Origin of the sequence: Nonomuraea glycinis, from assembly GCF_014646515.1 — a bacterium.
Taxonomy (GTDB): Bacteria; Actinomycetota; Actinomycetes; order Streptosporangiales; family Streptosporangiaceae; genus Nonomuraea; species Nonomuraea glycinis.
Map to the genome: position 1 here is coordinate 172,238 of NZ_BMNK01000010.1, position 11,504 is coordinate 183,741.

At 67.7% G+C, this 11,504-nt stretch carries 9 protein-coding genes; 4 read left to right on the top strand and 5 right to left on the bottom strand.

Annotation, left to right across the window (positions count from 1 at the left end):
- The first annotated feature begins 3 nt into the window (after positions 1–3).
- Both dapB and IEY87_RS27070 read left to right on the top strand, forming a co-directional pair.
- Complete coding sequence (gene dapB / locus IEY87_RS27065; RefSeq protein WP_189141593.1) at positions 4–741, top strand: 4-hydroxy-tetrahydrodipicolinate reductase; 738 nt, start codon at positions 4–6, stop codon at positions 739–741.
- Positions 742–876: 135 nt separating this feature from the next.
- Positions 877–1,350 carry a GNAT family N-acetyltransferase gene (locus IEY87_RS27070; RefSeq protein ID WP_189141594.1) on the top strand — a complete coding sequence of 158 codons (474 nt, stop codon included), beginning with the start codon at positions 877–879 and terminating at the stop codon, positions 1,348–1,350.
- Positions 1,351–1,386: 36 nt separating this feature from the next.
- Here the strand turns inward: IEY87_RS27070 and IEY87_RS27075 are convergent, their stop codons facing one another.
- Positions 1,387–2,190, bottom strand: a complete 804-nt coding sequence (locus IEY87_RS27075; protein WP_225278063.1) for an AAC(3) family N-acetyltransferase — start codon at positions 2,188–2,190, stop codon at positions 1,387–1,389.
- A gap of 354 nt (positions 2,191–2,544) precedes the next feature.
- Here IEY87_RS27075 and IEY87_RS27080 point away from each other — a divergent pair, with 354 nt between their 5' ends.
- Positions 2,545–4,044 (top strand): MFS transporter, encoded by a 1,500-nt coding sequence (locus tag IEY87_RS27080; RefSeq protein ID WP_189141596.1) that lies wholly within the window; start codon positions 2,545–2,547, stop codon positions 4,042–4,044.
- Here the strand turns inward: IEY87_RS27080 and IEY87_RS27085 are convergent.
- Together IEY87_RS27085 and IEY87_RS27090 are read right to left on the bottom strand one after the other, a co-directional pair.
- Positions 3,931–5,907, bottom strand: a complete 1,977-nt coding sequence (locus tag IEY87_RS27085; protein ID WP_189141597.1) for an nSTAND1 domain-containing NTPase — start codon at positions 5,905–5,907, stop codon at positions 3,931–3,933. The genes IEY87_RS27080 and IEY87_RS27085 overlap by 114 nt on opposite strands.
- A 132-nt stretch (positions 5,908–6,039) precedes the next feature.
- Positions 6,040–6,198 (bottom strand): FxSxx-COOH-like cyclophane-containing RiPP peptide, encoded by a 159-nt coding sequence (locus tag IEY87_RS27090; protein ID WP_189141598.1) that lies wholly within the window; start codon positions 6,196–6,198, stop codon positions 6,040–6,042.
- 140 nt (positions 6,199–6,338) lie between these two features.
- Between IEY87_RS27090 and fxsT the strand changes: the two genes are divergently transcribed.
- Complete coding sequence (fxsT, locus tag IEY87_RS27095; RefSeq protein WP_189141599.1) at positions 6,339–8,900, top strand: FxSxx-COOH system tetratricopeptide repeat protein; 2,562 nt, start codon at positions 6,339–6,341, stop codon at positions 8,898–8,900.
- Between the two features lie 14 nt (positions 8,901–8,914).
- On the opposite strand, the gene IEY87_RS27100 is transcribed toward fxsT, so the two are convergent.
- Entirely contained in the window at positions 8,915–10,192 is a 1,278-nt protein-coding gene (locus IEY87_RS27100; protein ID WP_189141600.1) for an HEXXH motif domain-containing protein, read from the bottom strand.
- Positions 10,189–11,418 (bottom strand): FxsB family cyclophane-forming radical SAM/SPASM peptide maturase, encoded by a 1,230-nt coding sequence (locus tag IEY87_RS27105; protein ID WP_225278062.1) that lies wholly within the window; start codon positions 11,416–11,418, stop codon positions 10,189–10,191. The genes IEY87_RS27100 and IEY87_RS27105 overlap by 4 nt, the downstream gene beginning before the upstream one ends.
- Positions 11,419–11,504 lie beyond the last annotated feature (86 nt).

An 11,504-nucleotide genomic window follows, 5' to 3' on the forward strand; every position in this document is an offset into this window, starting at 1 on the left:
CGTGTGATCAAGGTAGGTGTGCTCGGTGCCCGCGGTCGGGTGGGCGTGGAAGTGTGCAAGGCGGTCGAGGCGGCCACCGACATGGAGTTGGTGGCCGCACTCGACAAGGACGACCCCATCGAAGGGCTCGAAGGCGCCGAGGCGGTGGTCGACTTCACCCATCCCGACGTCGTCATGGGCAACCTCGAATGGGCCATCGCGCATGGCATCCACCCCGTGGTCGGCACCACCGGCTTCGACGCGGAGCGGCTCGGCACCGTCCGCGGCTGGCTGGAGCGCTCACCCGGGACCAACTGCCTCATCGCCCCCAACTTCGGCATCGCCGCGGTGCTCATGATGCACTTCGCGCAGCAGGCCGCCCGCCACTTCGAGTCCGTCGAGATCATCGAGCTGCACCACCCGAACAAGGCCGACGCCCCGTCCGGCACCGCCAGGCGCACTGCCGAGCTGGTGTCCCAGGCACGCGCCAAGGCCGGCCTCGGCGCGATGCCCGACGCGACCAGCACCGAGCTCGACGGCGCCCGCGGCGCCGACGTCGGCGGCGTGCACGTCCACGCGGTACGGCTCGCCGGCCTCATCGCGCACCAGGAGGTGCTGCTCGGCGGCGACGGTGAGATCCTCACCATCAGGCACGACACCATGAACCGCGCCGCCTTCGCCCCCGGCGTCCTGCTCGGCGTCCGCCGGGTGGGCGAGCTGCCTGGCCTCACCCTGGGCCTGGAGCCACTGCTCGACCTGTAAAAACGCCGTGCCCACCACCTGGTCAGGTCGCGGGCACGGTGTGAGGAGAGGGTCCCGGCTCCGCACAGCCGAGCCTACGATCATCACACTAATATCCAGAGGCGGCCGTCACCGCGAACATGAGACCGTGTCGGCATGGTGCGATGGGCGGTAGCCGGTGACCTCGCCGGTCTGGTGGCGGTCGAAGTGGCGGCCGACGGGCTGTTCGAGCAGGTGGGGATCACTTTCCCGGCCGGGACGACCATGGTCGAGGAGGTCGACGACCCGGGCACGGTGCTGGTCGACGGGGAGCCGCCCGACGGGTTCGCGATGATCGGCTGGGTCGACGGCAACGTGCACCTGGAACAGCTCGCCGTCCACCCTGACCGGATGCGGCGGGGGATCGGCGGCCGGCTCGTACGGGCCGTCCTGGACCACGCCTTGGCGGTGGGCGCGCCCGCTGTCACGCTGACCACGTACCGGGATGTGCCGTGGAACGCGCCGTGGTACGCGCGGCACGGGTTTGCGGTGCTGGGGGAGCAGGGGTGGGGGCCGGAGCTGCGGGCGCTGGTCGAGCATGAGCGAGCGCTGGGCATCGAGGTGGCACCCCGGGTGGTGATGCGGCGATAGCGCGGTGGCCGTTCCGAGGGGCGGTCGTTTCGCGGATCAGAGGGTTCGTCGTTCTTGTGGGGATCGGTGGGAGGCGAACCAGTCGGTGGCGAAATCCACTGCCGCTGTGAGCGAGAACAGGCGGGCTTCGGCACGTCCTACTTTCCCGCGCCGTACCACGCCTGTCTGGTCGAAGTCCGCACCCAGAGCGGCGAAGTCGCCGGCATCCAGGTCCACGTCCTCGAACTCGCACCACTCCCGCCCTCGTCCGTCGTCGACCACGGCTCGGTAGGTGCGGCGTGGTGGCGTGTCGGTGTAGCGGTACTCGGCCAGGTGGAAGGCGGTGCACCGGTCGTAGCCGACGCCCAGGAGCAGGATGAGCGCGTCCGCGTCGTAGAGCCTGGCCAGCGGGGAGCGCTCGCCGAGGAGGCAGTCGCGCGCGTGGCCGTCGGTGATGCACTTCGCCTGCGGGCCTATGGCGGCGAACGAGGTGAGCGGATGGGCGCTGCGTACGGCTCCGGGTAGCAGCCGAAGGTGCTCGGCGATCCGCCCCATATCCTGCGAAGGCGTTGTTTCCGTGTCGTAGGCAGGCATCGTTGCCCGGTGGCGGACGACTTCCCGCGCGGTCATGGCGGCTACGGCGGCACGATAGTGCGGGGAGGTGTCGGAGTTCGCGGCGGTGCCGGTGGGGGCCGCACAGGTGCCGTCGTGGCCGAGTCGGTCTCGTAGTGCTTCGACTGCCGTCCGTGCTCCGCCGACCAGGTGGCCGATGCTGCTGAGCGAGGAGTGCAGGAGCACGACCTGCCCGGTGCCCAGCCCCAGAGCCGCTAAATCATGACTTAAACGGACATTGCTAATCATGTAGCGCTCATCCATGCTTCATGTTGCCTTACGGTCGCAGAAAGTGCGAGGGCCGCCTTGATGCGGATATTTCATATCATTGTTCGCTTATGTCGTGAATGATCATGGACGGATCAAAATTGCCCGCCATTGCTCGACTGTGTGTAGATCGAAATGGAGATAGGGCAGTGGTCATCGGCTGTGTCCCTTATATTGAGGCGCGCATGCTCTGAGTCTTGTCAAGCATGTTCATGTAGTCCCTCAAGAAGCAGGTTGTCGCCGTGACCGTCCCGACTCATGACCTTAGGGTCATGCCCGGAAGGGGCTGGTCGGGGGGAGGGCTTGAAAAGCGTCCATGGTCGAGTGCGCGGTAAGATGCGCATCCCCAAGAGGAGCGAGTTCGCTCTGGTCTGGACAACCTCGGCCTTTTCCACGGTGGGCACGCGGACGCTCGGCGTCGCCTACCCGCTCCTAGCTCTTGGGCAGACTCAATCGCCGACCGCCGTCGGCTGGACGGGATTCGCGCTGGCCGTGCCAGTCCTGATCCTGTATGTGCCTTGGGGGCTCCTGGTCGATCGGATATCGCCTCGGGCGGTCATGCTGTTCGCGGAGTTCTGTCGCTGCCTGACCGTGGCCACCGTGCTCGTCGCGATGTTCTTCGGCGGCCCTTCGCTGGCGCATCTGATCATTGCGGCCTTGGTCGAAGGCGCGCTCTGGGGTCTGTGCAACCTGGCGGAGACGGCGATGCTGCCCTCCTTGGTGCAGCCTGTCACGATGTGGCGCGCGCTGGCCAAGAGTGAGGGGGCCGCCCACTTCGCCTCGCTCGCGGGCCGGCCTCTGGGCGGATATCTCTTCGGTGCGGGGTCGTACATCCCTTTTGCGATGAATACTGCACTTTTCGCCGTTTCTTGGGGGTTGTTCTTCAGCCTGCCTCGCACGTTCGAACGGCGACCCGCCGGCGTGTCGCTCCTGCACGATCTGTCCGAAGGCTTTCGGGTCTTGCGGAGGCTGGAATTCCTCCGTAGCGCGGTCAGGTTGGTCACCCTGACCAATCTGCTGGTGAACACGCTGATAATGATCTTCATCGCTGGATCTGCCGGTATGTCGTCGGCGACGATCGGGCTCGTCCTGGCGGTTGGCGGGGTGGGGGGCGGAGCGGGCGCCGTCGTCGCGTTCTTCCGGGAGCCGGGGCGTTCCATCCTGCGGGTGCACGCCTGGATCTGGTTGCTGGCGCTGACGGTCGCGATGCTGGGGGCGCTCCTGGCGGCGCAGGGCGAGGCGTGGCCGTACTTCGCCCTTGCCTTCTTCCTCACCGGATTCGGTGGCGCGCTGAGCAATGTGGCGATCAGAGTGGCGGAAGTCACCCTGATCTCCCCCGGGGAACTGGCCCGCGTGGTCGCTGTCGCCCGGCTGTGCTCCTTCGGCGCGCTCAGTCTGGCCGCGCCTCTCGGCGGGGCGCTCGTCACCTGGTACGGCGTGACAGGGGGCTCGATCCTCCTGTTCGCCGTGATGCTGATCATCATGGGCGTGTCCTGGCGGCACGACGGTCTGACTCCGCCGATGCCCGACATACCCCGGAGTTTTCGTCATTCTTACCGGGCGAAGCAGGCGCTCCGTCGCGCGCACCGCACCATGCGTACGGCGAATGAGCGCGTGCGCCTGGCGAAGCTGATCGTCGACACGATCGAGGAGGTCGTGGTCGGAGGAGACGCGGACATGACCGAGGCCGAGCCGGCCGTCGGCCGGTTGGCGCCGGCGGGGTCACAGATTACCGGCCAGTCGCTGGGCGTCCGGTTCGAGGTGTCTGGGCAGCGCGGGTGCCGCTGCGGAGATTGCGCGTCCTGCGAGCTCCGCAGCCGACCTCATCCTGCCTGACAACTCCTCCACCCTGGCGGCGTACAGCAGCACCGGGCCGTGTCCTCCGGCTTCGGCCATCGCGGCCGCCAGTTCGCTCTGAGCTCTGTCCATACTGCCGCTCTGAGCCAGGGCCAGCGCGTGGGCGATCTTGGCGGACGGGCTCCGCAGCGGCTTGGCCCGGTCGAGGTCGCGCAGCGCGTCGTGAGCGCGGCCCAGCCCGGCCAGAATCTGGCCGCGGCCGAGCAAGGCCTCGGTGTTGTTGCCCTCCTTGCTGAGCACACCGTCGAGGACGCCCACGGCCGCTTCCGGATGTCCGCCGTGCCACAGTGCCCACGCCAGGTCGGTCTGGATCGGCAGGTCGGTGGGGACGCGGGCCATCGCGGCCCGCAACTCGCGGACGGCCTCGCTGGGCTGCCCAAGGGCCAGTCTCAGGCGTCCGATGGCGATGAGCAGAGGGCTGACGGCGGCTACCGCTCCAGCGGCATCGAAGCACTGGGCGGCTCTGGTGTAGTGCGAGATGGCCTCCTCCGGGCACCCGTGTTCGTGGGCGACGTCGCCCAACAGGGATTGGGCCTTCGCACGTGCGAGGTCGTCGCTCTCCGGAGCGGCCAGAGCCTGCGCGCCGTGCCGGGCGGCCAGGGTGAGTTCGCCGTGGCACAGCGCGTCCTCGGCCATACGGAGGCTGCCCTTGGCCGGCCGTCGCCGGGTGAGAGCGGTGGGTCGGCCGTTCATCCGAGAGGGTTCGAGCAGGCGATCGTATGCCGGCTCATAGACGCGCTCACCCATGCGCTCGTCGGCTCGGACGAGACGGTCTTTCACCAGGGCGGCCATGGTCCGGCCGGATCCGAGTCTCCTGATCAGCTCGCGGCGGCCCGTCGACCGTCTTCCCGGCCGGCCGGCGAACGTCAGCCGAAGCCATGTTCGCAACCCGAAATCGTCGTCATTGAACCGCTCGGCGGCGAGGTCGCCGAGCGCCCCTCGGTAATGCTCCGCGAGGATCTCGTCGGCGGCCGCGTCGGCGTACTGGATGACATCGGTCGTCCCCGGCTTGGCGGGCAACGCGTTCCACAGGGCTCTGCAGACGACCTGGAGCTGGACCGGCTCCACCCCTTCCGGCCGTCGCCGGCGGTCCGAACGGGCCCGGACCTTGATGAGGTCGTTCACCAGTCGATCGGCGGCGCCCTCGGCGAAGGCGCGCCCGGCGCGTTCGACCGGCTGGGTGACCGCCTCCAGGGCCTCGTCGAAGTTCAGCGCCTCCAACCGGAAGTGCTCCCCGTGGGGAGCGGAGAGCTTGCGGACGTACGGCAGGAGATCCGTCAGCCAGTCCGCGCGAACCGACAGGAGCAGGTGTGGGCCGTCTTCGGTACTGAGAACCTCGGCGAGTTGTTCGAAGAAGCAGTCCCGGTCGGCTTGGGGGCGCCGAGAGGGGAGGAAGAGCTCCTCGACGTGGTCGATCGCCAACATGGTGCGCATCACGGCGCCGAAGGCGTCGCGCCTGGCGGGCCTGCCCCGCAGGAACGCGGGAACGGTCATGCGTGCCAGCCGGGTGGGCGCTTCCAGCGGAGACCACGAGGCCAGCAGAGCGAGGGTGTACGGATCATCGGCAGGGAGTGCGGCTCGCGGGTGGCTCGATCGGCAGGACACCCGGCCCAGAGGGAGCACGTCGAGCCCGCCGGCGCTGAGGCGCGGCATGACTCCGGCCTGAATCAGCGAGGTCTTACCGATCCCCGAGGCGCCGTACAGGACGGTCACCCGCTGCGTGCGCCACAGTTCGCCGACGGCGCGGGCATCCTTGTCCCGCCCTCCGAAAATGTGTCGGTCCTGCACGCCGAAGGCGTCCAAGCCCTTGTACGGCTCCGGCGCAACCTCTCGTGCGCTCATGCCGGAAGTCACCATGTCGATCCATCCGCAGCCGCGTCTTCTCGCTCATCATGGGTCCGCTATGTCAAGATACCCTTCGGGTATATGTGGCGATAAGAACGCGGTGGCCGCCGGGTGGGAAGTGTTTCGGCCCTAGATCGAACTCGAGAAGGCCGCCACCTGCTCCTTGTCGTCGCCAAGGCATGACGCTACCGCAGCCTTCAGAGCGGCGCTCTCCATTTCCTGCAGGCCGCGTAGTGAAACGGTGGTGACATCGATCAGTTGCCCGGACCCGTACTGCCCACCACGCATGTGCACTCCATTCATTTCGGTCCGCCCGAATGTCAAATGACGCACTGGTGCCTATGAGCGTGCATGAATCCGGACGATCGGAATCGCGCAAGATTCTTCTCATGATTCTGTTATGAGCGGCTCGACTAAGCAACCCTGGGATGAGTCATAATAATGTTGGCTTTCCGGGCGCGGAGCGGAGGACGGACGTGGCGGATAACACTCGCTCCATAGGTGCGCAGGAGCCGACGGTCTGGGAGAGGGTCCCGAAGCGCAATCCGAACTTCACCGGCCGCGCGGACCTGCTGGCCGAGCTCCGCAAGAGCATCAACACCGTGACCGCGGTCGTGGCACAACCCCAGGCCCTGCAAGGGCTGGGCGGTGTCGGGAAGACGCAGCTGGCGATCGAGTATGCCTGGCAGTATCGCGCCCACTATGACCTGGTCTTCTGGATATCCGCAGATCAGCCGATCCTGGTCCCGTCGTCGCTGGCCGCGATGGGCCCTTTCCTCGGCCTGCCTCAGGCGACAGGGACCGAGCAGGCGACCCAGCAGGTGATTCGTAGCCTGGAGAGCGGGACGCCGTACCGGAAATGGCTGGTGATCTTCGATAATGCCGAGGAGCCTGACGATATCAAGGACCTCCTTCCCAGAGGGCCCGGCCATGTTCTGATCACCTCGCGCAACTCACGCTGGAGCGATCACGAGCCCACGATTCAGGTGGACGTGTTCAACCGCGAGGAAAGCGTGGAATTCTTGCTTAAGCGCCTGGGCAGGTCCATGACCGACGTCCAGGCGAACCAGGTGGCCGACAAGCTCGGCGACCTCCCACTGGCCCTGGAGCAGGCTGCCGCCCTCCTGGGCCGGACGCTGATGACGGTAGAGGAGTATGTCCGGCTGCTGGACGAACAGACCGGCCGGCTGCTCAGCCTGGAAAAGGCGCCGACATATCCGCAATCCATGACCGCCGCCTGGCAGATCTCCGTCTCGCAGCTCGAAGATCGGGTCCCCGAGGCAGTGGAACTCTTACGGTGCTGCGCGTTCTTCGGCCCCGAACCCATTCCTCGGGATGTGTTCCGCCGAGGCGACCTGTCGACCGGCATGCAACTCGAGCACATTCTGTCCGACCCGATAACACTGACCAACGCGCTGAGCAATCTGGAGCGATACGCGCTGGTCAAGGTCGAGTCATCGACGCGGACACTGCAGGTCCACCGGCTCAATCAGGCGCTCCTACGGGACGAGACGCCTGAGGCGGAACGGCGTGATCTCCGCCACGAAGTGCACCTGCTACTGGCCGGTCCTAAACAGGTCAACCCTGAGGACACCACCAAATGGGCTTACTTCGATCAGCTGGCCGCTCATCTGAGCCCGTCGAACGTGGTCGACTGCGACGATCCCAAGGTGCGCGAGTTCGCGCTCAACATCGCGCGATATCTGTACGTACGAGGCAGCTACAAGCAGGCACAGGCACTCCTTGAGCAATATATAGAGAAGTGGACCGAGCAGAGCGGTGAGCGTCACGTCGAGGTGCTGGTGGCTCGTCAGCATCTGGGCAACGTCTACCGGGCGCTGGCCATGTATCGCATGGCCTATGAGATCGACTCGAGCTCCCTGGAGATGATGCGCGCATCCCTGGGCGAAGAACATTCCGAAACGCTGTGGGCGATGGGCGGTTACGCGGCCACGCTCCGCGGACGTGGTGACTTCCTGCGCGCGCGTGAGGTCGACGAAGTATCCCTGGAGGCGCATGGGCGTCTTCATGGTCAGGACGATGTGCGAACGTTGCGCACGCGCAACAACCTGGCCATCGATCACGCTCTGGCCAGCGAGTACGACAGATCTCAGGCGATGTTGCGCGAGGTCTACAACAGGGCGACCAATGTGGAGGCGGCCGGCAAGCGCTTCCAGCTCCAGGTATGGAGCAACCTGAGCCGGAGCGTGCGGCTGAGTGGTCAGTTCCAGGTAGCGACTGATCTGAGCGAGGAAGCCTACGCCTATGGCGTGACAGAGCTGGGCGAGGACCACCCCAACACCTTGCTGGCGGCCAAGGACTACGCGGTCTCCCTGCGCAGGAGCGGCCAGCTGCTGGAAGGTCTGGAGCTGATGCGGGGGACTCGCGTCCGCATGGATCGGCTGTACGGCGACGCGCACGCCGACACGATGGCCGCCACCATGGGCCTGTCCAATGCGTTGCGTGCCTCCGGCGGCCTGGACGAGGCCCGGGAGATGGCCGAGCGCGCGCTTCGGCACTATCCCGAGGTGTTCGGTGACGACCACCCGTTCACCCACGCGTGCAGGACCAATCTCGCCCTGGTGATGCGACTCACGGGAGACGCCGCCTCCGCGCGGGACATGAACGCCCGAGCCCTGGCCGGTCTCGACGGGCGGGTCGGCTTGGAGCATGACTACGCGGTGACCTGCGCCATCAACCTGCAGAACGATCTGGCGACCCTAGGCGAGTTCGACCAGGCGCGGCGGCTGGGCGAGGAGAACTACCGGAGGATCCAGGTCTACTTCACCCCCGAGCATCCCCTGAGCCTCATCTGCGCGGCCAACCTGAGCCAGGACCTGCGCGAGACCGGCGCCAAGGAGGAGGCCGAGCGCTTGTACGGCGAGACGCTGAAGCGCTTTGAGGTGATCATGGGTCGCGACCACCCTGACACCCTCGCGGTGCAGGCGGGGGAGCGGCTCAACTCCGACTTCGACCCGCCGCCCATCTGACCCGCCGGCGCCGGTCAGGACGTGTTGGCCCGGCTCCACTCCTGCCGATGGTGTTCGGACTGGAGGCGAGCCTGGGCGGCGGCGGCCGGCGTCACCGGTTCGGCCTGCCAGCGGCCGAGGGTGTCACGCAGCATGGCCACGAAGTGCGTTCCGGCCTCGGTGAGCCCGCCGCTGTCCAGGAGCGTGCCGGTGACCTGGTGGGCGGCCTCGCGCCAGCGGGAGAACTCCACCTGGGCGTACAGGCCGAGCGCGCTGTCCTCGGTGTGCCGCCGCCAGAACCCGGCCAGGCCGGCGTGCGCGTACGCGCCGTGCAGGAGGCCGAACAGGGGGCGCGGATCCGGGCGCCAGGGCGCGTAGTAGCGGCGTCCGTCGTCGCGGCCGATCAGCTCGACCACCTCCGACAGCGCGTTCAGTTTGGCGTGCTGGAGCTCGTGCGCGAGGGTGACCGCCATGCCCGGCCCGTCGACGGGGTCGGAGAGCGCGATCGTGCCGAACGTGTCGCGGGCGGACGCGCTGTGCTGATCTCGCGTCGGGGTCACGATCGGCGTGAGCACCGACACCACGGCGGCGATCTCCTCGGCCACGTCCTGGTGGTGCGTCGTCAGGGTGTCCCAGGCCTCGCGCAGGCATGCGGTCCACCTCTGGCGGCGCTCGTCGGTGAGCCGCCCGTCGACGTCGGCACCGGGCCAGCGGTACGGGTCGAGGTCGTCGATCGTCAGCTCGGGATCGTCGAGCGGGCGGTGCAACACCTGCCAGCCATGGTGATCACGCTGTGCGGAGACCGGATGGACGCGGCCGCCGAGGTGGAGTTCGGCGCCGCCGTCGACCGGTTCCACGGTTGCCTCCACCACCCGGGACGTGCCGCCGGGCAGACGTACGCGACCCAGCGAGGGCAGCATGAGCTCGCCGTCACTCAGCGGGACCAGGAGGCGGCAGGAGGTGCCGGCGCGAACGGAGGCGGCCAGCGCGACCGCGGTCAGCCGGCCGGGTTCGCCGCCACCCGCGGCCACCGACCGGCAGGCGCGCAGCACCCACGCGCCGACCGCCGGATACCTGAGACAGCGGTCGACCTCCTCGGGGGAGCACTCCTCCAGCTCCGACAGCGCATCGTAGGCCTGGGCCACGAGCTCGGCGTCCGGGTGCCGGCGGCTCTCGTCCACGAGATGCCGCACCAGCAGGCGGTTCTTGCTCGCCTGCGCGGCGCACAACTCGGCCACCGCCTCGGCGCCGCCGCCGCTCGTGGCCAGCCCGGAGAACGCGGCGCCGGAGACACGATGGAAGGGTTGGCTCATCGTGTTCCTCGCAGCCGTGCCAGGTCCGGCTCGCATCTGGCCCTGATGTACGTGATCAACCGGTACAGGTCCGGGCAGTAGATCGAAGGCTCGGCGAAGCCGGCTGCCGGGCTGTAGCGGTGCGCGTAGAGCCCGCCTCCGCAGGTGGACATGATGGCGCAGTCGCGGCAGGCGGGGGAGAGCGCCAGCTCGCCGATCTGCCGGGCCACGATCGACGGGTGCAGCAGGGCCCGGTCCAGGGAGTCGGTGAGCACGTGCAGCCGGGTCATGGCGGCGCCCTGATAGGTGCTCTTCAGGATGTCCGATTGCTCGATGCTGCCGTCGGTCTCGATCACCACCATGCGCACCGGGGACAGCCCCACCGCCTCGGCCCGTGACGGGCTGCCCAGCAGCAGGCGCAGGATCTCCTGGAACAGGCGGATCTCGGTCTGCAGGACAGGACTTTCATACCAGCGGTCGAAGATGGGGATCAACCAGTCGGCGTACGGTGTCTCGGGCGAGCCGGGGTCGCGGAAGGGTGGCGGCGTCGCCCAGTTGCCGTGCGGCAACAGGAAGTCGATCGCGGGCGGGTCGAAGCCGAGCAGCGCCTCGTACGTCCGCAGGGGGTCGTTGCGCACGTCGATCGTGCACAGCAGCCCGCTGAACAGGTGGTGGTACCTCCCCGAGGTCAGCCTGGTCAGCGACTCGCTGACCAGCGCATGGCTGCCGCGGCCGTCGGCGAAGCGGCGGTGGCGATCCTGGCCTTCCTCGTCGCCGTCGAGGCTCACCCCGACGCGGATCTCCAGGGACTCGAACAGGCGCAGGAACGACGGGTCGAGCCGCAGGCCGTTGGTCTGCACGTGGACGTTGACCCGGGTGCCGGTGGCCACCGCGCCCCTGATGCCGCAGACCAGGCGAGAGATGAGGTCGGGGCCCGCCAGCAACGGCTCACCGCCGTGCAGAACGACGTCGATCTCAGCGAGATCGTGCTGGTTCGCGTGCTCCGCTACGCGCTCGATCGCGCGGTCCGCGATGGCGTCCGACATTCTGCGGGGTTGGTCGCGCCAGCTCTGGTCCGCCATCTCGTAGACGTAGCAATGGCGGCAGGCGAGGTCGCATCGACTGTGAATCTTCAGGATGAACTGCTGGAAGGCGAGCGGCTCCCAGCCGCTCGCCAGCAGCGCTTCGACGTCGAGAAATGCCGGGAACCCCTGAGTGAGCAGCGGATCCGAATCAGGGCTCCCCAACAACGGCCACCCCTTATGTGTCACGCGACCCATCGCATGGATGCGCTACATCCCCGTCCCTATTTCTCATGCCTGTAGCAGCAAGT

Bases quoted from the DNA above. Each gene is read 5' to 3' on its own strand.
- IEY87_RS27070 (WP_189141594.1), top strand. From the start codon at position 877: ATGGTGCGATGGGCGGTAGCCGGTGACCTCGCCGGTCTGGTGGCGGTC.
- IEY87_RS27075 (WP_225278063.1), bottom strand. From the start codon at position 2,190: ATGATTAGCAATGTCCGTTTAAGTCATGATTTAGCGGCTCTGGGGCTG.
- IEY87_RS27080 (WP_189141596.1), top strand. From the start codon at position 2,545: ATGCGCATCCCCAAGAGGAGCGAGTTCGCTCTGGTCTGGACAACCTCG.
- IEY87_RS27085 (WP_189141597.1), bottom strand. From the start codon at position 5,907: ATGAGCGCACGAGAGGTTGCGCCGGAGCCGTACAAGGGCTTGGACGCC.
- IEY87_RS27090 (WP_189141598.1), bottom strand. From the start codon at position 6,198: ATGCGTGGTGGGCAGTACGGGTCCGGGCAACTGATCGATGTCACCACC.
- fxsT (WP_189141599.1), top strand. From the start codon at position 6,339: ATGAGTCATAATAATGTTGGCTTTCCGGGCGCGGAGCGGAGGACGGAC.
- IEY87_RS27100 (WP_189141600.1), bottom strand. From the start codon at position 10,192: ATGAGCCAACCCTTCCATCGTGTCTCCGGCGCCGCGTTCTCCGGGCTG.